We start from the raw sequence: 21,900 nt of genomic DNA, 5'->3' as shown, positions 1-21,900 counted from the left end.
ATGTTGTGTATTTGCAATATAGACACCATGATCTTACAAATTCGGTGCCACCGCAAGGATGGCGCCGTAAATTGCCCAAATTAGCAGGGCCGCCAGAGCCCCCACTGCAACAGCGTGCAAAGGGAAAGTCTGTCGCCAGCCGCGCCGGTGGAAGGCCGATTCGCGGATCGCCTGGCGCGCGTGGCGGGCGCTGACGACGCTGGCGTCGGCCGCGTAGGCGGCCAGCAAGGCCTTGTCGGCCAGGATGTTGATGCGGCGGACGATGCCCTCGGAGCGCTCGGCGATCAGTTTGGCGGCGGCCGGGCTGAACACGCTGGGGCCGTCGTGGCCGGCCGCGCGCAGGCGGAATTCGAGGAACTCGCCGATCAGCGACGGCGCCAGCGCCGGCACCGTGAAGCTGTGGGTGATGCGTTCCCTCAGCTGGCGCATGCTGGCCAGGGCCAGGTGCTGGTCCAGCTCCGGCTGGCCGAACAGCACGATCTGCAGCAGCTTGCTGCGCGCGGTCTCCAGGTTGGTCAGCAGGCGGATCGCTTCGAGCGTGTCGAGCGGCATGGCCTGGGCCTCCTCGACCAGCAGCACCACCTGGCGGCCCTGGCCGTGGCGGGCGATCAGGTCGGCCTGCAGGCGGCGCTGGACCTCGTCGATGCGCAGGCCGTGGCCGGCGATGCCCAGTTCGGCGGCGATGGCGTACTGCACTTCCTGCGGATCGAGGTTGGGATTGACCAGGTAGATTACGTCGACATGCGGCGGCAGCTGGTGTTCCAGCATGCGGCACAACATGGTCTTGCCGGCGCCCACTTCGCCGGTCACCTTGACGATGCCTTCGCCGTGGCAGACCGCATACAGCAAGGCTTGCAGGATTTCGCCGCGGGTATTGCCGGCGTAGAAAAAGGCCGGATTGGGCGTGATGCCGAACGGCGATTCGCGCAGGCCGAAGTGCGACTGGTACATGCTCACGCGATGCAAGCCAGGAAGGCTTGCTCCAGGTTGGCCGCGCCGTAGTGGCTGCGGCACTCGGCCGGCGAGCCGGCAAAGCGGATGCGGCCTTCATGCAGGATGGCCATGCGGTCGCACAGCTCGTCGACGTCGGCCAGCATGTGCGAGGTCAAGAACAGCGTGCAGCCGGCCTGGTGCAGCTGGCGCAGCTGTTGTTTGAGCAGCGCGCGCGCCTTCGGGTCGAGGCCGCTCATCGGCTCGTCCAGCACGTACAGCGGCTTGCGCGCCAGCAGGCAGGCGGCCAGGCCGAGTTTCTGCGTCATGCCTTTGGAATAGCCGCGCACCGTGCGCCTGAGCGCGTCCGGGTCCAGGTCCAGCGCTGCCAGCATGGCGTGCACGGCGGCCGGGTCGTAGGCCGTGCCCTGCAAGGTCAGCAGGTAGCGGATGAAATCGGCGCCGGTTAAATAGTAGGGCGGGGTGAAGCGTTCGGGCAGGAAGCCCAGCGGCTGGCGGCTGGCCGGCCGGCTGTGCGGCTGGCCGAAGATGTCGATGGCGCCGCCGTCGAGTGCGCAGAAGTCCAGCAGGCACTTGATCAGGCTGGTCTTGCCGGCGCCGTTCACGCCCACCAGGCCGAAGCATTCACCCGCTTGCAGCGTCAGGTCCACGCCCTGCAGCACGCTGGCCTGGCCATAGCGTTTGACGACTTGCTGAAAGCGCAGGGCAGGGACGGTCATGAAAGGTGCTGGCTCTGTGGGGCAGGGAAACGAACGACACTGTAGCGCATTCGTGAGAAGAAAGCGACACCCTGTCGCGCCGGGCGCATGCGGAGTGTCGCAAGCACCGGGTTCTGCACTAGAATGGCCGCAGGCCGGCAGGCGGCGGAGATCACAAGGAGCGGTGCATGACAAGGCCAGAGAAAGTACGGCTTGGGGAAATTTTGGTGCAGCAGAAGCTGCTGACGGAGGAGCAACTGGGCCTGGCGCTGGCCGAGCAAAAGCGCAGCGGACGCAAGCTGGGCCGGGTGTTTATCGAAAACGGCTATGTCACCGAGGAACAGATCGCCGGCGCGCTGGCGCGCCAGCTGAACATTCCTTATCTGAACCTGAAGTTCTTCAACGTCAATCCCGAGATCGTCCGCCTGCTGCCGGAAACCCAGGCCCGCCGCTTCCGCGCGCTGGTGCTGGAGGACCGCCGCGGCGCGCTGCTGGTCGGCATGTCCGATCCGAGCGACCTGTTTGCCTACGACGAGATCGTGCGCATCGTCAAGCAGCCGATCGAGCTGGCCGTGGTCAACGAGACCGAGGTGCTGGGCGTGATCGACCGCATCTACCGCCGCACCGAGGACATCTCCGACCTGGCGCGCGAGCTGGAGCAGGACCTGGGCGACGCCTCGGTCGACTTCGGCGCGCTGGCCGCCGCCAACCCCAACCTGGAAGAGGCGCCCATCGTCAAGCTGCTGCAGTCGGTGTTCGACGACGCCAGCCAGGTGCGCGCCTCGGACATCCACATCGAGCCGCAGGAAGGCCGGCTGCAGATCCGCTTCCGCATCGACGGCGTGCTGCACCTGCAAACCGAGGCCGATATCAAGATCGCACCCTCGCTGGCGCTGCGGCTGAAGCTGATGTCCGACCTCGACATCTCGGAAAAGCGCCTGCCGCAGGACGGCCGCTTCGCCGTGCGCGTGAAAAACCAGCGCATCGACGTGCGTATCTCCACCATGCCGACCCAGTACGGCGAATCGGTGGTGATGCGTCTGCTCAGCCAGAGCAACACCCAGCTGCGGCTGGACGCCATCGGCATGCCGAAGACCGTCCTGGACAAGTTCCGCGCCATCGTCCAGCGTCCCAACGGACTGGTGCTGGTGACCGGGCCGACCGGCAGCGGCAAGACCACCACGCTGTATTGCGCGCTGGCCGAGCTCAACTCGGTGGAGAAAAAGCTGATCACGGTGGAGGACCCGGTCGAATACCGGCTGCCCGGCATCAACCAGGTGCAGGTCAACGACAAGATCGAGCTGAGCTTCGCGCGCGTGCTGCGTTCCGCGCTGCGGCAGGACCCGGACATCGTGCTGGTGGGCGAGATGCGCGACCAGGAAACGGCCCAGATCGGTTTGCGCGCCGCCATGACCGGACACTTGGTATTATCGACTTTGCACACCAACGACGCGGCCAGCACGCCGCTGCGGCTGATGGACATGGGCGTGCCGCGCTACATGGTGGGGAGCTCGCTGCAAGCCGTGCTGGCGCAGCGGCTGGTGCGGGTGATCTGCGAAAGCTGCACCACGCCGTACGAGCTGACGCCGCCCGAGCACGAGTGGCTGCGCATGGAGCTGCACGACAAGGTGGACAAGGCGCGCTATTTCCATGGCAAGGGTTGTTCGCATTGCAATGGCATGGGATATCGCGGCCGTACCGGCGTGTACGAGCTGCTGGAAATGACGCGCGAGGTGGTCGATGCCGCCAACGACCCCGATCCGTCGCATTTCCTGAAGACGGCGGCGGCGCAGATGGCCGGCGACACCTTGCGCCGCCACGCGGTGGCGCTGGTGATACAGGGCCGTACCACGGTGGCCGAGGCGATGCGCATCAGTAACCAGACGGAGGATTAAGGTGCCGTTCTATGCCTACAAGGCGCGCAGTGCGCGCGGAGAGCTGATGCAGGGCGTGCTGGAGGCGGCCGACAGCGGCGCCGTGGCCAATCACCTGGTCGGCGCCGGCGCCATTCCGGTCGAGATCGCGCTGACCCGCAAGGCCGCCACCGGCGGTTCCGGCGGCGAGGCCTGGTGGAGCACGCTGCTTGAGAAAAAGGTGACGGCGATGGATGTGCAATTGTTCAGCCGCCAGATGTACACGCTGCTCAAGTCCGGCGTGCCCATCATGCGCGGGCTGGCCGGCTTGCAGGAATCGGCGATCAGCAAATCGTTCGGCAAGGTGATCAAGGACCTGCGCGAATCGCTGGACGCCGGCCGCGAACTGTCGGCCGCGATGCGGCGCCACCCCACCGTGTTCAACGACTTTTACCTGTCCATGGTGCGCGTGGGCGAGATGACGGGGCGGCTGGAGGAGGTGTTCCTGCGCCTGTTCGACCACCTGGAGTTCGACCGCGAGATGCGCGCCCGCGTCAAGAGCGCCACCCGCTACCCCATCTTCGTGATTGTCGCCATGATCATCGCGATGGCGATCGTCAACATCTTCGTGATCCCGCAGTTCGTCAAGGTGTTCGAGAGCTTCCATGCCCAGCTGCCGCTGATGACGCGCCTGCTGATCGGCACCTCGCACTTCACCGTCGCCTACTGGCCGCAGCTGCTGGTGGTGGCCGGTGGGGCCGTGTTCGGCTTCCGCTACTGGGTCAGCACCAGCGCCGGCCAGTTCCTGTGGGACCGCTACAAGCTGAAGTTCCCCATCGCCGGCAAGATTATCCAGAAGGCCACGATGGCGCGCTTCGCCCGCAGCTTCTCGCTGTCCAGCCGCAGCGGCGTGCCGATCGTGCAGGCGCTGACGGTGGTGTCGCAGACGGTCGACAACGCCTACCTGTGTTCGCGCGTCGAGCAGATGCGCGACGGCGTCGAGCGCGGCGAGAGCATCCTGCGCACCTCGATGACGGCCAATGTGTTTACACCAATTGTGCTGCAGATGATCGCCGTGGGCGAGGAATCGGGCTCGCTCGACGACTTGATGGACGAGATCGCCCAGATGTACGAACGCGAGGTGGACTACGAACTGAAGACGCTGGCGGCGCAGATCGAGCCCATCCTGATCACCTTCCTCGGCATGCTGGTGCTGGTGCTGGCGCTGGGCATTTTCGTGCCGATCTGGGATCTGGGCAAAGTGGCGTTGCCGCACTGATGGGGCGCTGGACACGCATCGCTGTTGTGCGGCCACAACGACGGCGGGCTCGGGGTTTCACGCTGTTCGAGTTCGCCGTGGTGGCCTGTATTTTCGGCCTGCTGATGATGGTGGCGCTGGAGCGGGTGGCGTATTACCGGCGCGCCGGCGACGAGGCGGCGGTGCAGGCGCTGCTGATTAATATGCGCAGCGCCTTGTCCGGCAAGGTGATGGCTTTGCAGGCGCAGGGCAGGGAGGCGGAGATCGCGGCGCTGGCGGGCGCCAATCCGGTGGCCTGGCTGGAGCAGGCGCCGGGCAACTATGCCGGCGAATTAACGCCGGCCGCGGCCAAAAATGTTAAAGCTGGCAACTGGTATTTTGATCTGGTGCAACAAAAACTGATATTCGTGAGGGGAGCGCAAGAAAATTTGTTAAATGGTGCCTCAAAGAACATTTGTTTCAAGGTAGAATTACTGCGCTTGCCCTCAAAAAACGCCAATGCAGAGCGCCAGCCGGGAGCCGTTGCCGGTATCGCGCTAAATGAAGTCCCCGAATAATTGCCGCTGCCGCGACATGCCGCAGGAAGGCGTTGATGAACTTTTCTTAGCAAGGTCTGGAGATTTATATGCATACCCCACAAGCGCGCGTTTTTCGTAGTCGGCCACAGCAAGGCGGTTTTACGCTGATCGAATTGATTGTTGTGATCGTTATTCTGGGCATCCTGGCAGCCACCGCGTTGCCGCGTTTCGCCGGCCTGGGCGCCGATGCCCGTGCCGCCAAGCTCAACTCGGCGCGCGCCTCGATCCTGAGCGCGGCCAATATGTACCATGGCCGCTGGCTGGCCGCGGGTTCGCCTGCAACCGGGACCACGGTCTTCGACGGCAATGTCACCGTTGACAATACTACCGGTTACCCGACCGCGGCAACCATCGAGAATGCTCTTACCCTTACCGATTTCGACACGACCGCCGCCAACACCGGCGTCTTTTACAGTGATGCCGCCCACAAAACGGGGTGTAGCGTCACTTATGCAGCCACTTTGGCCGGCGGCCCTACCGCGGTGGTCGACAGCTCCAGTTGCTGACGCAGCGACCATGAGCGGCCGGAGAGGGGCGTGATGGGTCCGGCGCCACGGCGCCGCACCCGGCCCGCGAGGCCGGATGGCTTCACCTTGGTCGAGCTGGTCGTTATTATCGTGGTGATCGGCATCCTGGGCGCGACCGCCGCGCCGCGTTTCTTCCAGCGCCAGGGTTTCGACGCTGTGTCCTACACCGATCAGGTCAAAGCCGTGATGCGCTACGGCCAGAAGGTCGCCATCGCGCAGAGCCGCAACGTCTTCGTGCGTCTGAATGGCAGCAGCGTGGCGCTGTGCTACGACACCGCCTGCACGGCGCACGTGGCGCCAGCGGGCGGCGCCAACAGCGGCACCAGCGCCACCCTTGCCAGCTGCGGTTCCACTGCCTGGGCTTGCGAAGGCGTCCCCAACGGTCTGGCGCTGTCCTCGGCCACTTTCTATTTCGATCCCGCCGGCCAGCCCTTCGCGGCGAGCGATCCGTTGGGCGGGCTGAACTCGACTTTCGCCCAGCTGACAGTGGCCGTCAGCGGCGACGGCAGCCCCCACAGCGTCACCGTCACTCCGGTAACCGGCTATGTCTTTTAAGCCGGCCGCGCGCGCGCAATCAGGCCTGAGCCTGGTTGAGCTGATCATGTTCATGGTCATCGTCGGCATTGCCGTGGTCAGCGTGCTGCAGATGCTGGGCTTGGGTGCGCGCTCCAGCCCCGACCCGATGCGGCGCAAGCAGGCGTTGGCCCTGGCCGAAGGCATGATGGAGGAAGTCCGGCTGGCGCGCTTCACGTTTTGCGACGGCAGCGATCCAAAGGCCGAGCTGCCAACCACGCTGAGTCCGGCCAATTGCACGGTGGCAGAAGGATTGGGGCCGGAAGCGGGCAACACCCGTCCTTTCGACAACGTCAGCGATTATGGCGGCACCTACAGCACCGACGCCGCAGGCAACAACTTCCCGACGGGCTACTCGGCGATTGTCGCGATCACGGCCGGCGACCCGCTGGGTCCCGCTGCCGCCCAGATTACATCCACGTCAACGGCGGCCACGATGAACGTGCTGCACATCACCGTCACTGTCACCTACACCGGCGGCGACCCCGTGGTGCTGGAAGGCTACCGCACCCGCTACGCGCCGAGGTCGCTATGAGCAGGCAACGCGCGCGCGGCTTTACGCTGGTGGAGGCGATCATCGTCATCGTCGTCACCGGCATCCTGTCCGGCGTGGTGGCGGTGTTTCTCAAGACGCCGGTGCAGAATTATGTCGACACGGCCGCCCGCGTCGACATGACCGACGTCGCCGACCTGGCGCTGCGCCGCATGACGCGCGAGCTGCGCCTGGCCCTGCCCAACAGCGTGCTGATCTCCGCCGACCGCCGCACCCTGCAATTCCTGCTGACGCGCACCGGCGGCCGCTACATCGACGTCAGCGATTCGCCGCCGGCCACGCTGCTGCCGCTCGACTTCAGCCCGGCGGCCAATCTGTCGTTCGACCTCGCCGGCGCTGCGCCCAGCGGCCGCATGCAGATCGTGCCGAACGACTGGATCGCCGTGTTCAACATCGGCACCGCGCCGGCGGACGCCCGCACTTTCGGCAACATCGCCCGCGTGACGGCGGTCAACGGCACCCGCATCACGCTGGCCAACAACCCGTTCGCCACGCAGTCGCCGTCGATGCAGTCGCCGACCAGCCGCTTCCAGGTCGTGACCGGCACCGTGACCTATGTGTGCGCGCCGTCCGCCACCGGCGGCACGCTGACGCGCAACTTCACCAGCCAGATCATCGGCCTGAACGGACTGGGCGCGCCGCCGTTCGGCGCGGGGGCGTTGTTGGCCAACCTGGTCACCGGCTGCGGCTTCGATTACACGGTGCTGGCCAACACCAATGCGGCACTGGTCGGCGTATCGTTGACGCTGTCGCGCAGCAATGGCGAAAACATCAGCCTGGTGCGCCAGGTTCACCTGGATAACACGCCATGAGACCGATCCGCCACCGGCTTGCCGCCGGCTTTTCCATCGTCTCCGCGCTGTTCCTGGTGGTGGTGCTGTCGGCGCTGGGCGTGGCCATGCTGAGCCTGACCACCTCGCAGCAGGCCAGTTCAGCGTTGGATTTGCTGGGCGCGCGCGCCTACGAGGCGGCCCGCTCCGGCGTCGAATACGGCCTGTATCAGCAGCAGATCAACAACAGCTGCGCCCCCAGCCGCAGCTTTGGTTTCGGCGGCACCTTGTCGAGCTTCACCGTCACCGTGCTGTGCACCGTCAACGCCACGCCAGGCATGGGCGCGAGCATGAACCGGATCACCGTCACCGCCACCGCCTGCAACCAGCCGGCCGCTGGCGCGTGCCCGAACGCCGCCACCACCAGCGCCGACTATGTGCAGCGCACGGTCACGGTGCAGTTCTGAGGAGGCGACGATGCGAGCGACGATGCACACCCTGAACCGCGCGCCACGCTGGCTGACCTGCCTGCTGGCGCTGCTGTGCTGGCTGGCCGCCGGCATGGCGCGCGCCGATTCGCCGATCACGCTGTTCAAGAGCTTCGCCGGCAACGTCAGCTTTACCGGCACCCAGGTCACCATGCGCGCCAAGGACAACGATACCGATCCCTGCGACCTGCGCAACGGCACCCTGCAACTCAAGCTGAAGGATGTGCCGCGCAACGCTACCATCCTCAGCGCCCAGCTGTACTGGGCGGGTTCCGGCTCGACCCCGGATTTCGATGTGACGTTCGACGGCGATGCGGTGAGCGCGCCCAGCAACCGCCGCTACACCTCGGCCACGGTGGGCTATGACTTCTTCGCGGGCGCGGTGGATGTGACCGCGCAGGTGATAGCCAAGGGCAACGGCAACTACAAGGTCGACGACCTGACCATCAACAGCGGCAGCCCCTATTGCGCGGTGGAGGGCGTGCTGGGCGGCTTCCAGCTGCTGGTGGTGTACTCGGATTCCAGTGAACCGTTCCGCGTGCTCAACGTCTACGAAGGCTTCCAGTACATCCGCTATTCCTCCGTGACGCTGACGCTGGCCAACTTCAAGACCCCCACGCCGATCGGCAGCCTGACCGGCAAGATCGGCCACATCACCTGGGAGGGCGATCCCACGCTGTCGGGCGGCGGCGAGATCCTGCGCTACAACGGCGTCGAGATGGTCGACTCGATGAACCCGTCCGGCAACCAGTTCAACTCGGCCTCCAACATCGACGGCGACGACAAGTCCTACGGCATCGATTTCGATGCCTACACCGTGTCGTCACCGACCATCCAGGCCGGGCAGACATCGGCGCGCAGCGACTACCAGTCCGGCCAGGACCTGGTGCTGCTGAACGCCGAGGTGATCGCCGCGCCCAACGTGCCGGCGGCCGACCGCGCCATTTCGATGACCTTGCAAAGTCCGCTGCAGCCTTCGCAGGTCAGCAACTACATCATCAGCGTCAGCAACAACGGCCCGCTGGCCGAGGGCGGACCGACCACGGTGGTCGATGTGCTGCCGGCCTCGCTGATCTTCTCCAGCGCCAGCGGCACCGGCTGGGTTTGCGGCATGGCCGGGCAGAAGCTCACCTGTACCTACAGCGGCGTCATGGCGGCCGGCACGACACTGCCGCCGATCACGCTGCGGGTGACGACGGCCGCCGCCGCCAGCGGCCTGGTCAACAACAGCGCCACCGTCAGCGGCCAGCTGTTCGACTACTACGATGGCAACGATACCTCGACCGTCAGTTCGCTGGTGGGGGGCGCGGCCCTGACGCCGAGCTATATGTTCACCAAGGCGAAGGACGACAGCCGGCCTGCCGACGGCCAGTGCGTGAACGGTTTGGCTTTCGGCGATCCGGGGCAGACCTGCCAGCTGGTCGCCTTTACCGGCCAGCAGTATCTGGCCAATAAGGATATCCCGATGTACCTGACCTACGTGGTCTCGGGCGTGCCGACCGCGCTGTCGAACGCGGACAGCACCATCAGGATCAAATATGCGCTGTCCTGTTACGATCCGGTCCAGGACGCGGGCGTGCAGGCCACCTTCAGCATGGTCGGCGGCGGCGCCACCACGCTGCCGCTGTGCGCGCGTTCCGGCGCGCTGCCGGCGCAGAACTCGGCCACCTGGACCAGCCTGAACAACGTGACCATGGCCGGCGGCACGGCCAGCTCCACCAACCCGTACAACTTCCATTACGCCGACGTCGGCCGGATCGAGTTCCTGGTCAGCGACGATACCGGGCGCTTTGGCACCAGCGGACCGTTCGTCGAGCGGCCGGAGCGCCTGGTGCTGGCAGGCCCGGTGGGCAACCAGGCCAATATGCCGGCCTCGGCCACCGATCCCAAGTTCACCGCGGCCGGCGCGCCGTTCGGCCTGACGGTCAGCGCGCTGATGTACGGTGGCGCGCTGGCGCGCAATTTTGGCCAGGAGACGACGCCGGTCACCATCGATCTCACCGCGCGGCGGGCCAAGGACCAGAGCGGCAACCGGCTGAGCGACATGGTGGACATTGGGGCGGACCCCGAGGCGCCCCTGGTGCTGAGCGGCAGCCTGGGCGGTTTCAGCGGCGGCAGCGCCACCGGCAGCGCGTTTTCCTATGCCGATGTGGGGGTGCTGGAAATCGCGCCGACCATCCACGCCGCGGCCGGTTCCAATCCGAGCTACCTGGACACCGGCGACGTGCCGTCGGTGCCGATCAATGTCGGCCGTTTCGTGCCCGACCATTTCGATACGGTGGTGACGGCGCCCATGGCCTGCGACCCGGCCGGCATGAGTTGTCCGGTGACGGTGGCCGGCATGGCGTATTCGCGCCAGTCGTTCGGGGTGAAGGTGACGGCGGCCAATCTGCAAGGCGCCGCCACGGCCAACTATCGCGGGGCGCTGGCCCATGCGGTGACGTTGTCGGCCTGGTCGGCGCCCGGCGGCACGACGACGGCCAATCCGCCGGCCGCGCCGGCCGGCTCGGCGCTGAGCGCCAACAACCTGGCCGCCGGCGATTTCGGCGTCGACCCCAACACGGGCAACCCGAGCGTCCCGGGGACCGGCGTGGCCAACGCCAGCCCGGTCTACACCTTGCCGAACGCCTTTGTCGCGACCGCGCCGTACGCCAACAACTGGGTGCCGCCGACGATGGTGTATGTGCGCGCCAGCGAGAGCGGCTCGCCCAGCGATGGCGTCACCTCCTTGCGCACCGGCGCGGTGGAGGGTGGCTTGGCGGTGGTGGCCGGCCGGCTGTTTGTACCGAATGCCTACGGCGCGTCCAACCTGCCGCTGTCGCTGCAGCTGGGCGCCCAGTATTACGGCCAGACCACGGTTGGCGGCGCCGCCGTCGGCGCCTGGCGCAACAACGCCAGCGACAGCGCGACCGCGCTGCTGCCGGCGTCGAACTTGCAATACGCCAGCTGCCTGCTGGCCTGTCCGACAGCGGTCAGCAATGCGCAGGTGACGATGAACCTGGGCGCCGTGACCGTCGGCCTGAAGGCCGGCAGCAGCGCCGGCAAGAGCGGCGCCAACGTCACGGTGATCAACGGGCCGGTCTGGCTGCCGACCAGCCAGGGGCGCGTAACCTTCGGGGTTTATCGCAGTCCGGTGATTTTCTTGCGGGAAGTGTATTGAATCCGCGTCACTTTATTTGGGATCTGAGCATTAAAAAGGCAAACTGGAGGGACAGGTCCAAATTGGAGAAGTGGCGCATTGAAACTTGAATATAATCAACGATGTGCGGCGACTATTGAATCCCGTGCTTAATCATTTGAGACAGTCGGATGCGTTTATTCGGAAAAGCGGAAAAAAAGAATGGCTGGCTGGCCATCGGCCTGACGGCGGACGGCGTGCAGGCCGCGGCGATCGAACGTCGTACCGACGGCCTGCCGAAGGTAATGCTGACCGCGTCCTACCCCGGCCAGGCCGACCAGGCCGGCGCCAGCCTGGCGCGGCTGGGCAAGGAATTGCAGGCCGCCCGCTATCGCTGCACCACGCTGCTCGGCGCGGGCGGCTACCAGCTGCTGATGGTCGAGGCGCCCAATGTGCCCGAAGCGGAAATGAAGACCGCGCTGGGCTGGCGCGTCAAGGACATGATCGATTTTCCGCTGGAGCAGGCCACCATCGACATGGCACTGCTGCCGCCGGCCAACGGCTCGAACCAGGCGCGCCAGGTCTTCGCGGTGGCGGCCCGCAACAGCGTGCTGATGCCGCACCAGCAGCTGTTTGCCGACAACAAGATCGCGCTGACGGCCATCGATATCGGCGAGATGGCGCAGCGTAACATCTCGGCGCTGCTGGAGCCGGAAGGGCGCGGCCTGGCGCTGCTGGCCTTCGACGCGGACGGCGGCCTGCTGACCGTCAGCTATCAAACCGAACTCTATCTGGCGCGGCGCATCGACATCACCCTGAACCAGCTGCTCGACCCCGACACGGATCGCGTGCAGCATCTGCACGACCGCATCACGCTCGAACTGCAACGCTCGCTGGACCACTTCGAGCGGCAGTTCTCGTTTGTCACCGTGGCCAAGCTGGTGCTGGCGCCGGTGGGCGATGGCGGCTTGCGCGCCTACCTGGCCAGCAATCTGTACCTGCCGGTGGAACAGCTGGACCTGGCCAGTGTGCTGGACCTGGACGAGGCCCCGCTGTTGCAGGACCCGGCGCAGCAAGCCGGCTTCCTGCGCACCCTGGGCGCGGCCTTGCGCGAACAGGAGGGCGCATGACTCAGCAAATCAACCTGTTCAGCGCCGGCGCCCAGCGCAAGACCAATTATGCCGGGACGCCGGTGCTGGTGGCCGGCCTCGGCGTGCTGATCGTCGTCCTGACCGGCATGTCGGCCTTGGCCAAGGCCCAGCTGGCGGCGTTGGAGACCGAGGCCGCCACGGTCAAGGCCGGGCTGGACCGCGGCGAAGCGCGCCGCACCGCCGCCACCGCCGCCTTCGTGGCGCCGCGCAAGAGCGAGGCGCTGCAACAGGAGCTGGACCAGGCCGGCGCGCAATACCGCAATCTGCAGCAGGTGGCCGCGATCCTGGAGCAGGGACAGCCGGGCGCGACGCGCGGCTACTCGGCGTACTTCCGCGCCTTCGCGCGGCGCGGCGTCGAGGGCTTGTGGCTGACCGGCGTCACCATCCAGGGCAGCGGCGAGGCGATCGGCCTGCAGGGGCGGGCGCTCAAGGCCAGCCTGCTTCCGGGCTACCTGAATGGCCTGGCCAGCGAGGCTGTATTGCGCGGCAAGACCTTCGGTCAGCTGGAGATGAATGAACCCAAGCCCGCGCCGCAGGCCGAGGCGACCGGGACGGCATCGGCGCCGGCGGCGCCCCGTTATGTGGAATTCAGCCTGCAGTCGGCCGCAGCCGGCGAGCATGGCAAGGTGGAGCATCCATGAAAGCCTACTGGATCAAATTCGATACCTGGCTGATGGCGATGAGCCAGCGCGAACGCCTGATGGTGGTGGGCGCCACGGCGGCGATGCTGGTGTACCTGGTGTTCCAGCTGGTGCTCGACCCGGCCTACACGCGCCAGCGCAGCCTGCGCGCCGCCATGCAGCAGCAGCGGGTGCAGATCGGCGGCATCGATTCCGAACTGGCGCAACTCGACGCTGCCGCGCGCCGCGATCCCGACCGCGAAGTGCGCGAACGGCTGGCCGCCCTGCAGAAGGATAGCGCAGACTTGCGCGCCAGGCTGCGCAGCGCGCAAAAGGGCCTGGTCTCACCAGAGCATATGGGGGCGCTGCTCCAGCAGATGGTGCAAGGCCATGGCAAGCTGCGTCTGGTGTCGTTGAAAACCTTGCCGCCGCAAGGCACGATGGATGGTAACTTCGCCGTGCTGGATGCGGCCGCGCCGGCGCCGGCGCATGCGGCCGCGTCGCCGCAACTGACGCCGGCCACCGTCGTGCAAGCGGCGGCAGCCTCGGCCAAGCAGCCGTCCGCCGGCGCCGCTGCGGCCAGCGCGCCCGCCGCAGCGCCTGCCGCACCTGTCGCTCCCTCCGCGCCCACGCCGCTGCTGTACCGCCACGGCGTGCAGCTGGTGCTGCAAGGCAGCTACCTGGAGATGATCGAATACCTGGAAGCGCTGGAGGCCTTGCCTACCCAGCTGTTCTGGGGCGCCGCCGCGCTCGATGCCGGACTCTACCCGCAAGCCCGGCTGACGCTGACCCTCTACACTCTGAGCCTGGACCAGAAATGGATAGCACTGTGAACCGCCGGCTGACATGGCTGCTGCCGCTGATGCTGGCGCTGCCGGCGTCCGCGCAGAAGCTGGCCGACCCGACCCGCCCTCCGGCCACGATGGCCGCGCCCGAAAGCGAGGCTGCAGTGGAAGGCGTTGCGGCCGGGCCGCGCCTGCAATCGATCCTGGTCGGCCGCGCGCGGGGTGGCCGGCGGCTGGCGGTGATCGACGGCGCCACCGTGCGGGTCGGCGCCAAGGTGGGCGACGCGCTGCTGGAACGCATCAACGACAACTCGGTGGTACTCCGCCGTGGCAAGAATCTGGAAACCCTGACCCTGTTTCCCAAACCGGCCGAGGCCGCAGACCCGACAGGGAAAACCAAATGAGCAAACATAACCACCCCCTGCACCAGCTGATGCGCTGGGCCGGTCTACTGGGCGCGGCGGCCGCGCTCGCGGCCTGCCAGACCCAGGCGCCGCGCGACACCTACAACGCCATCGACCAGCAGGTGCGCGACGCCGCCGCCAAGGCCCACGCCCAGCCCGCCAGTCCGGCGGCGGTGGAGGCGGCGCTGCTGCCGCCGCCGGCCGCGGCCATGGCGGCCGAGCTGCCCAAGGCGCGCACGGTGATGGAGGAGCGTTTCAACGTGTCCTTCAACCAGGTGCCGGTGCAGCAGTTCTACAATTCCATCGTGGCCGGCACGCGCTACAACATGCTGATCCACCCGGACGTTAGCGGCACCGTGACCGCGAACCTGAAGGACGTGACGCTGTTCGAGGCGCTCGATGCGGTGCGCGAGCTGTATGGCTATGACTACAAGGTGGAAGGTACGCGCATCTACATCCGGCCGCTGACGATGCAGACACGCATCTTCCAGGTCAACTACCTGAGCGCCACGCGCAAGGGGACGTCCAATGTGCGGGTGTCGTCGACGTCGGTGAACACGGTGGGCTCGGTGGTGTCCGGCCAGAGCGGGCAGAGCGGCAACGGCAGCAATGGCCAGAGCAACCAGCCGCAGCAGCCGGGAGGGCAGGGCAACCAGCAGTATGCGATGGAAGACTCCAGCAACGTCAAGACGGCCTCGGCCACCGATTTCTGGGGCGATCTGAAGGAGGCGCTGCTGGCCCTGGTCGGCGGCGCCGGCGAGGGGCGCAGCGTGGTCATCAGCCCGCAGTCGGGCGTGGTGGTGGTGCGCGCCTTGCCGGAGCAGCTGCGCAGCGTCGACCAGTATCTGAAGGCGACCCGCCTGGCCGTCGAGCGCCAGGTGATCCTGGAGGCCAAGATCCTTGAAGTCCAGCTGAACAGCGGCTTCCAGAGCGGCATCAACTGGGCCAGCTTCGCCTCGTTCGGCGGCGGCGGCAGCAATCGCTTGTCGGGCGGCTTCCTGGCGCCGGGCACCGGGCTGGCGCCGTTGCCGGCCAACGGCGGCCAACCGGCGGTGCTCACCAGCGGCGGCACGGCGGGCATTTCGGCCAGCACCGGTTTCTCGCTGGCCAACGCGGCCAACAACGCCGGTTCCCTGTTCGGTCTGGCGTTCCAGACCAGTAATTTCGCCGCCATGATTTCCTTCCTGGAGTCGCAGGGCTCGGTGCATGTGCTGTCCAGCCCGCGCATCGCGACCATGAACAACCAGAAGGCCGTGCTCAAGATCGGCACCGACGAGTTTTATGTGACCGGGGTCAGCACCACCACCAACTCCAACGTCAGCGGCAACACCACCAGCCCGAACGTGACCTTGCAGCCGTTCTTCTCCGGCGTGGTGCTGGACGTGACGCCGCAGATCGATGACGAGGGCAACATCATGCTGCACGTGCATCCGTCGGTGAGCCAGGTGTCCACCGTGAACAAGGTCGTCAACCTGGGCAGCGCCGGTTCGCTGCAATTGCCGCTGGCGGCGTCGAGCACGTCGGAAATGGACAGCATGGTGCGCGGCCAGGACGGGCGCATCGTCGCCATCGGCGGCCTGATGCGCCAGTCCAGCACCGACGACAACAGCCAGGCGCCCGGCATCGGCAGCATACCGGTGGTCGGCGCCCTGTTCCGCAACACCGAGCGCAGCACGCAGAAACGCGAGCTGGTAGTGTTGATCAAGCCCACCATCGTCGACGGCGCCTCCAGCTACGCGCAGGACCTCGACGATGCCAGCCGCCGGGTCCAGCAACTGGCGCCGCCTGCGGGAGGACGAAAATAAAATGTACCAGGCCCACTTTGGCTTGGGCGAGATGCCGTTCGGGATCACGCCTGACACCAGCTTCTTCTTCACCAGCCCGCACTCGCAGCAGGCGCTCAACACGCTGCTGGTGGCGGCGCGCAGCGGCGAGGGCTTTATCAAGATCACCGGCGAAGTCGGCACCGGCAAGACGCTGTTGTGCCGCAAATTCATGGCGACGCTGGGGCCGGGCTTTGTGACGGCCTACATTCCCAATCCCTACCTGGAGCCGCGCTCGCTGATGCTGGCCCTGGCCGATGAACTGGAATTGCCCTTGCAGCGCGACGTCGACCAGCATCAGCTGCTGAAGTCGCTGACCCTGCGCCTGATGGACCTGGCGCGCGAAGACAAGCAGGTGGTGATGTGCCTGGACGAGGCGCAGGCGATACCGCTGGAAAGCCTGGAAGCCTTGCGCCTGCTGACCAACCTGGAAACCGAGAAGCGCAAGCTGCTGCAAATCGTGCTGTTCGGGCAGCCGGAATTGAACCAGCATTTGCAGGCCAATTCGATCCGCCAGCTGGCGCAGCGCATCACCTTTCATTATCACCTGGGGCCGCTCAGCCGCGACGACCTGGAATATTACCTGGCCCATCGGCTGCGCGTGGCGGGCTATACCGGCAGCCGTCTGTTCAGCCGCAGCGCCATCGGCCGTCTGTTCAAGGCCAGCGGCGGCATACCGCGGCTGGTCAATATTATGGCGAACAAGTCGTTGATGCTATGCTTCGGCGAGGGCAAACAGCAGGTGACGCGCCGTCATGTGGCGATGGCGGCGGTCGATACCGTGCAAGCGAAGACGGGCTTGCGGTGGCCATGGCTGATGGCCGGCATGAGTTTGCTGATCGCCGCGTGCGGCCTGACTTGGGCGTTGACGAAATGAGTTTGATTAATAAAATGTTGCAGGACCTGGATGCGCGCGGCGGTGCAGGCGATGGCGCTTTGCGCCAGCAGCAATTGCACGCGGTGGGCGGACAGGTGCGCGACAAGCGGCCGCTGGTGATCGGCGGCGCGCTGGTGTTGGCGACGGTGGTGGCGGGCGGCGGCTGGTATGGCTGGGAGTATTGGCAGGCCCGTCGCGCGGCGGCGGCACAGCCGGCTGTCATGGCTGCTGTGCCCGTCAAGGCGCCGGTAGTCGTGCTCGCGCCCGCAGCTGCGCCAGCCCCGGCAAGTGCACCAGCGCCGGCCGAGGCGCAGCTTGCAGCCCAGGCTCCGGCGGCGCCTGCCGCCGAGCGCGCGTCGTCAAAGGCGGCAACGCCCAAGGTCGCGTCGATGCCGGATGTACCAGCTACTGAACCCGCGCTCGACAAGCCCGCCGCAACGCTGGCTGAGGCCGCACCGCGCAAACCCACCGCAGCGCAGGCCGAACGCAAGCCCACCCGTCAGGCCGCCACGCGCGGCGCCGACGATGCGGCCGGCGTGGGCACAATCACGCACGACATCAGTCCGCAGCAGATGGCGGAAAACACCTATCGCCGCGCGCTGGTGGCCTTGCAGGAAGGCCGCATCAGCGCCGCGCTGGCCGACCTCGACCGCGCATTGGAAATCGACCCGCGCAACGAAGCGGCGCGGCAGACCAACATCAGCCTGCTGCTGGAGCAGAAGCGCAATGACGAAGCGGTGCGGCAGTTGCGCCTGGCGTTGGGCATTGATCCGCGCCAGCCCGGCCTGGCCATGGTGCTGGCGCGCCTGCAGCTGGAGAAGGGCGGTCCGGCGCTGGACACCTTGATGACGACCTTGCCGTACGCCGGCAGCAGCGCCGAGTATCAGGCCTTCCTGGCCGGCGTGCTGCAGCGCGAGCAGCGCCACGCGGAAGCGGCGCAATACTATCGCGAGGCGCTGAAGCTGGCGCCGCAAAACGGCGTGTGGTGGATGGGCCTGGGCATCTCGCTGCAAGCCGATATGCATTTGCCGGAAGCGCGCGAGGCCTATCGCCGTGCCCGCGCGGCGAACGGCTTGTCGCCGGAGCTGCAAGCCTTCATCGACCGCAAGATCGATTCCTTATCGCGCTAGCACGTCATTCCCGCGTACGCGGGAATCCATGCTGAGTTTGCTCCGGACGCGTTCTATGGGTTCCCACTTTCGTGGGAACGACATCTCAGAGGCTGGCCTGCTGGCCCCAGATCTGTTTCATGCTGAAGCGGGTCGATGCCTCATCCTCGCTCAATGCCTCGGCGATGGCGCCGGCCTCGTCGGCGGCGCTGCGCAGCGGCGCAGGCGACAGCAGCGCGCCCGAGGGATCGCGCAGGCAGTGGATCAGCACACCCCCGCCGCCGCCCGGCCGGCGGCTGACCACGCCGATCTCCCCGCTCTGCAAACGCACCAGCGAGCCCGGCGGGAAGTCGCCCAGCTCGCGCTGGAACACCTGCACCAGCATCGGATCGACCGGCGCCACCTTGTCTTCGATCAGGTTGCGCAGGGCCAGGTTGGGCAGGATGGAGCGGCGATAATTGCGGGCCGACACCTGCGCGCAATAGCGGTCGGCCAGGCTTAGCAGCTTGGCGTTCAGCGTCACCTCCGGGCTGGCGATGCCCGCCGGATAACCGCTGCCTTCATCGTTCTCGTGGTGCAGCAGCACGCAGGAAATCCACTCGGCGTCCTCGACGCCGGCGCATTTGAGCATGTCCGCGCTTTCCTCCGGGTGGCGGCGGACGATGGACATTTCCTCGCTGGTCAGCGGCGTGTTCTTGTTCTGGAAGGTGTCGTTATGGCGCAGCATGCCGACGTTCATCGTCAGCGCGGCCGCCGTCACGGTCAGCGTCTCGGCCGCGCTCTTGTTGAGGCTGCGGGAGATCACCACCACCACCACGGCCGTCTCGATGCAATGGCGCACCGCGTAGCTGCCGGCGATCTGGCACAGGAAGATGCAGGCCAGCGCGATATCGGGATTGAGCTCGACCGCGTGGATCACGTCGCGCGCGATGTCGCGCAGTTCGCTTTCGGCGTTGTGCTCGTTGCGCAGGTTTTGCAGCAGCCGCTCCAGCCGGCGGTTGGACTGGTTGAGCAGGTGCAGCACCGATGGCGGCGGCTCTTGTTCGGCGAACTCGCCCGCTACGAGCGGCGCGTCCGCCTGGTTGGTATCGGCCATGATTCTTGTCCCCGAATTAAACTTTGCCCAGTCGCTCCAACGCGAGTGCCAGGGTCTCATCTTTCTTGGCAAAGCAGAAGCGGACGATGCCCGACTCCTTGCCTTGCTGGTAAAACGCCGATACCGGTATCGCCGCCACCTTGATCTCGGTGGTCAGCCACTCCGCAAACTGCGCTTCCGTTTGCGATGAAATTTTGTCGTAGCGCACGCACTGGAAATAGGTGCCGTCGGCCGGCAGCAGTTCGAAGCGCGAGCCTTGCAGCCCTTCGCGGAACAGGTCGCGCTTGCGCTGGTAGAAGGCCGGCAGTTCCAGGTAGGGCTTGGGATCGGTCATGTAGCTGGCGAGGCCGTGCTGCATGGGCGTGTTGACGCTGAAGACGTTGTACTGGTGGACCTTGCGGAACTCGACGGAAAGCCCGGCCGGCGCGGCGACGTAGCCGATCTTCCAGCCGGTGACATGGTAGGTCTTGCCGAAACTGGAGACGACAAACGCGCGCGCGGCCAGCTCCGGATGGCGGCACACCGACTCGTGGCGCTGGCCGTCGTAGACCATGTGTTCGTAGACTTCGTCCGACAGGATCAGCACGTCCGTGCCGCGCACGATGTCGGCCAGCGCCTCCATGTCGGCGGCGCGCAGCACGCTGCCGGTGGGATTGTGCGGGGTGTTGATGACGATCAGGCGGGTCTTGCCGTTGACCGCGGCCGCCACGGCGGACCACGGCACCGTGTAGCCCTCGGCGCCGGCCTGCATCTGCACCAGCACCGGCACGCCGCCGGCCAGCGTGATCGCCGGCACGTAGCTGTCGTAGCTCGGCTCGATGACGATGACCTCGTCGCCTGGATGCACGCAGCACAGGATGGCGGTGGTCAGCGCCTGGGTGGCGCCGGCGGTCACGGTGATGTCGGTGTTGACGTCGTACTGGTGGCCGTAGATGGCGGCGATCTTGGCGACGATGGCCTGGCGCAGCACCGGCGCGCCGGTCATCATCGGGTACTGGTTGAAATCGGCCTGCATGGCGTCGTTGACGGCTTGCAGCAGGCTGCGCTCGCAGGAAAAATCAGGGAAGCCCTGGCCCAGGTTGACGGCGTTCGATTGCGCGGCCAGCGTCGACATGCGGGTGAACACGGTGGTGCCGACGGCCGGCAGGCGGCTGGTCAGGATTGGCGTGCTGCTCGGCAGATTGTTACGGCTATTCATGGCGGCTGTGTAGTGGACAGATAGCCTATTCTAGCTCAGCGCGCCGGGTTTGGTGTGGCGAAAAACTCCTTAAGGCTCCGGGCTCCACGCCTCTGGCACCATGACCTTGAACATGCCGGCCTTGGCCAGCCGGCGCGCCAGTTTCAGCAGCGCCTTGTCCTTGGTGATGAGGATGGCGGCGTTGGCGTCGCGCGCCACTTCGAGGAACTTCTGGTCGTCCTTGTCGGTGCAGACCGGCAGGCGGATGCCGGACTCGGGCGGGGCCACCACAGTGATGAGCTCGTCAAAGCGGGCGGCGGCCAGCGGGCGGGACTCGTCGTCCAGCGGCAGGTGCTTGTAGTGCAGCACGATGTTGTACTCGTCGCGGCAGTCCGAGCGGGTGATGGCTTCGACCGTGCCGTTTTCCAGCGCGGCCAGCAGCGCGGCCCAGCGCGGGTCCTTGAACACGAACAGGTCGAGGCAGACGTTGGTGTCGATGACGATGCGCGTCGGTGTGAGTTTCTCTGGAACAGGTATCATGTGCTTAGTTCGTAAAAATGTTTATCTGGAATCTTATGCTGATAGTGCTTTCGCCTGCAAAAAGTCTCGACCTGGAGACCCCTCCGACCACCAAGTTGCACTCCCAACCTGATTTTCTCGACCACTCGGCCCAGCTGATCAGCCGCCTGCGCGAATTCTCGCCGGTGCAGATCGGCGAGCTGATGGACCTGTCCGACAACCTGTCGGCGCTCAACGTCGCCCGCTACGCCTCGTGGACCCCCGACACCGCCGACGGCCGCCAGGCCGTGATGGCCTTCAACGGCGACGTCTACGGCGGCCTGGACGCGCGCACCCTCAAGCCGGCCCAGCTGGACTACGCGCAATCGCGCATCCGCATCCTGTCCGGCCTGTACGGCATGCTGCGGCCGCTGGACCTGATCCACCCGCACCGGCTGGAGATGGGCACCCGCCTGGCCAACCCGCGCGGCAAGGACCTGTACGCCTTCTGGGGCGAGACCATCACCCGCGCGCTCAACCAGACCGCGGCCGAGCAGGGCGCCGAAACGCTGGTCAACCTGGCGTCCGAGGAATACTTCAAGTCGGTCAAGCCCAAGCTGCTGGACGTGCCGGTGATCACGCCGCAGTTCGAGGACTGGAAAAACGGCAAATACAAGATCATCTCGTTCTACGCCAAGCGGGCGCGCGGCCTGATGGCGCGTTACGCCGCCGTCAAAGGCATCACCGATCCGCAGAAGCTGAAGAAATTCAACGTCGACGGTTATGCGTTCGACAAGAAGGACTCCAGCGATAACACCTGGATTTTCCGCCGCCGGGTCGAATAAACCGCCTGGGGTCAAGTCTGACATTCGGACACGAGCTCTGCCGTAAGTACTGTTACGGCAGAGCTCGTGTCCGAATGTCAGACTTGACCCCACTGTAAAACGGGGTAAATAATAAAAAACCGGGACCTGGGTCCCGGTTTTTATGAGT

General features: G+C 66.1%; 22 protein-coding genes. 17 read left to right on the top strand and 5 right to left on the bottom strand.

From position 1 onward, the window contains the following. Positions 1-33: 33 nt before the first annotated feature. Both ACEN9O_RS26500 and ACEN9O_RS26495 read right to left on the bottom strand, forming a co-directional pair. Complete coding sequence (locus ACEN9O_RS26500) at positions 34-951, bottom strand: ExeA family protein (RefSeq protein ID WP_495614781.1); 918 nt, start codon at positions 949-951, stop codon at positions 34-36. Between the two features lie 2 nt (positions 952-953). Further along, entirely contained in the window at positions 954-1,670 is a 717-nt protein-coding gene (locus ACEN9O_RS26495; protein ID WP_495614780.1) for an ABC transporter ATP-binding protein, read from the bottom strand. A 167-nt stretch (positions 1,671-1,837) separates the two neighbouring features. Between ACEN9O_RS26495 and ACEN9O_RS26490 the strand changes: the two genes are divergently transcribed. The 16 genes from ACEN9O_RS26490 to ACEN9O_RS26415 all read left to right on the top strand — a co-directional run bounded on the left by ACEN9O_RS26490 (position 1,838) and on the right by ACEN9O_RS26415 (position 18,157). Next, a complete protein-coding gene (locus tag ACEN9O_RS26490; protein ID WP_495614779.1) occupies positions 1,838-3,544 on the top strand; it encodes a GspE/PulE family protein in 1,707 nt (568 codons plus the stop codon). A 1-nt stretch (position 3,545) separates the two neighbouring features. Continuing rightward, the gene (locus ACEN9O_RS26485; RefSeq protein WP_495614778.1) at positions 3,546-4,781 is read left to right on the top strand and encodes a type II secretion system F family protein; all 1,236 of its coding nucleotides are present in this window, start codon (positions 3,546-3,548) and stop codon (positions 4,779-4,781) included. Continuing rightward, positions 4,781-5,317 (top strand): type II secretion system protein, encoded by a 537-nt coding sequence (locus tag ACEN9O_RS26480; protein WP_495614777.1) that lies wholly within the window; start codon positions 4,781-4,783, stop codon positions 5,315-5,317. Before ACEN9O_RS26485 ends, ACEN9O_RS26480 begins: the two co-directional genes overlap by 1 nt. Before the next feature lie 68 nt (positions 5,318-5,385). Next, positions 5,386-5,844 carry a prepilin-type N-terminal cleavage/methylation domain-containing protein gene (locus ACEN9O_RS26475; RefSeq protein ID WP_495614776.1) on the top strand — a complete coding sequence of 153 codons (459 nt, stop codon included), beginning with the start codon at positions 5,386-5,388 and terminating at the stop codon, positions 5,842-5,844. Positions 5,845-5,877: 33 nt separating this feature from the next. Continuing rightward, complete coding sequence (locus ACEN9O_RS26470) at positions 5,878-6,420, top strand: prepilin-type N-terminal cleavage/methylation domain-containing protein (RefSeq protein ID WP_495614775.1); 543 nt, start codon at positions 5,878-5,880, stop codon at positions 6,418-6,420. Next, positions 6,410-6,973 carry a hypothetical protein gene (locus tag ACEN9O_RS26465; protein WP_495614774.1) on the top strand — a complete coding sequence of 188 codons (564 nt, stop codon included), beginning with the start codon at positions 6,410-6,412 and terminating at the stop codon, positions 6,971-6,973. The genes ACEN9O_RS26470 and ACEN9O_RS26465 overlap by 11 nt, the downstream gene beginning before the upstream one ends. After that, entirely contained in the window at positions 6,970-7,803 is an 834-nt protein-coding gene (locus ACEN9O_RS26460; protein WP_495614773.1) for a prepilin-type N-terminal cleavage/methylation domain-containing protein, read from the top strand. The genes ACEN9O_RS26465 and ACEN9O_RS26460 overlap by 4 nt, the downstream gene beginning before the upstream one ends. Then, complete coding sequence (locus ACEN9O_RS26455) at positions 7,800-8,228, top strand: agglutinin biogenesis protein MshP (protein ID WP_495614772.1); 429 nt, start codon at positions 7,800-7,802, stop codon at positions 8,226-8,228. Before ACEN9O_RS26460 ends, ACEN9O_RS26455 begins: the two co-directional genes overlap by 4 nt. 10 nt (positions 8,229-8,238) lie before the next feature. Further along, positions 8,239-11,409 (top strand): DUF6701 domain-containing protein, encoded by a 3,171-nt coding sequence (locus tag ACEN9O_RS26450; RefSeq protein WP_495614771.1) that lies wholly within the window; start codon positions 8,239-8,241, stop codon positions 11,407-11,409. 149 nt (positions 11,410-11,558) lie between these two features. Continuing rightward, positions 11,559-12,497 (top strand): type IV pilus biogenesis protein PilM, encoded by a 939-nt coding sequence (gene pilM, locus ACEN9O_RS26445; RefSeq protein WP_495614770.1) that lies wholly within the window; start codon positions 11,559-11,561, stop codon positions 12,495-12,497. Further along, positions 12,494-13,159, top strand: coding sequence for an MSHA biogenesis protein MshI (locus ACEN9O_RS26440; protein WP_495614769.1), 666 nt, complete (start codon positions 12,494-12,496; stop codon positions 13,157-13,159). Before pilM ends, ACEN9O_RS26440 begins: the two co-directional genes overlap by 4 nt. Beyond that, complete coding sequence (locus ACEN9O_RS26435) at positions 13,156-13,971, top strand: type II secretion system protein M (protein WP_495614768.1); 816 nt, start codon at positions 13,156-13,158, stop codon at positions 13,969-13,971. Before ACEN9O_RS26440 ends, ACEN9O_RS26435 begins: the two co-directional genes overlap by 4 nt. After that, positions 13,956-14,327 carry an MSHA biogenesis protein MshK gene (locus ACEN9O_RS26430; RefSeq protein ID WP_495614767.1) on the top strand — a complete coding sequence of 124 codons (372 nt, stop codon included), beginning with the start codon at positions 13,956-13,958 and terminating at the stop codon, positions 14,325-14,327. Before ACEN9O_RS26435 ends, ACEN9O_RS26430 begins: the two co-directional genes overlap by 16 nt. Further along, positions 14,324-16,132, top strand: a complete 1,809-nt coding sequence (gene mshL / locus ACEN9O_RS26425) for a pilus (MSHA type) biogenesis protein MshL (protein WP_495614766.1) — start codon at positions 14,324-14,326, stop codon at positions 16,130-16,132. The genes ACEN9O_RS26430 and mshL overlap by 4 nt, the downstream gene beginning before the upstream one ends. A gap of 1 nt (position 16,133) precedes the next feature. Continuing rightward, positions 16,134-17,027 carry an ExeA family protein gene (locus ACEN9O_RS26420; RefSeq protein WP_495614765.1) on the top strand — a complete coding sequence of 298 codons (894 nt, stop codon included), beginning with the start codon at positions 16,134-16,136 and terminating at the stop codon, positions 17,025-17,027. After that, complete coding sequence (locus tag ACEN9O_RS26415) at positions 17,024-18,157, top strand: tetratricopeptide repeat protein (RefSeq protein ID WP_495614764.1); 1,134 nt, start codon at positions 17,024-17,026, stop codon at positions 18,155-18,157. Before ACEN9O_RS26420 ends, ACEN9O_RS26415 begins: the two co-directional genes overlap by 4 nt. 85 nt (positions 18,158-18,242) lie before the next feature. On the opposite strand, the gene ACEN9O_RS26410 is transcribed toward ACEN9O_RS26415, so the two are convergent. The 3 genes from ACEN9O_RS26410 to ACEN9O_RS26400 all read right to left on the bottom strand — a co-directional run bounded on the left by ACEN9O_RS26410 (position 18,243) and on the right by ACEN9O_RS26400 (position 20,949). After that, complete coding sequence (locus ACEN9O_RS26410; protein WP_495614763.1) at positions 18,243-19,232, bottom strand: HD-GYP domain-containing protein; 990 nt, start codon at positions 19,230-19,232, stop codon at positions 18,243-18,245. Positions 19,233-19,248: 16 nt separating this feature from the next. Continuing rightward, positions 19,249-20,430 (bottom strand): pyridoxal phosphate-dependent aminotransferase, encoded by a 1,182-nt coding sequence (locus tag ACEN9O_RS26405; RefSeq protein ID WP_495614762.1) that lies wholly within the window; start codon positions 20,428-20,430, stop codon positions 19,249-19,251. A 69-nt stretch (positions 20,431-20,499) separates the two neighbouring features. Beyond that, complete coding sequence (locus tag ACEN9O_RS26400) at positions 20,500-20,949, bottom strand: putative toxin-antitoxin system toxin component, PIN family (RefSeq protein WP_495614761.1); 450 nt, start codon at positions 20,947-20,949, stop codon at positions 20,500-20,502. A gap of 35 nt (positions 20,950-20,984) precedes the next feature. Here ACEN9O_RS26400 and yaaA point away from each other — a divergent pair, with 35 nt between their 5' ends. Next, positions 20,985-21,752 carry a peroxide stress protein YaaA gene (gene yaaA, locus ACEN9O_RS26395; RefSeq protein ID WP_495614760.1) on the top strand — a complete coding sequence of 256 codons (768 nt, stop codon included), beginning with the start codon at positions 20,985-20,987 and terminating at the stop codon, positions 21,750-21,752. Positions 21,753-21,900: the final 148 nt, after the last annotated feature.

The organism is Duganella sp. Dugasp78 (assembly GCF_059491455.1).
This window is presented reverse-complemented; position numbering and strand designations above follow the sequence as displayed.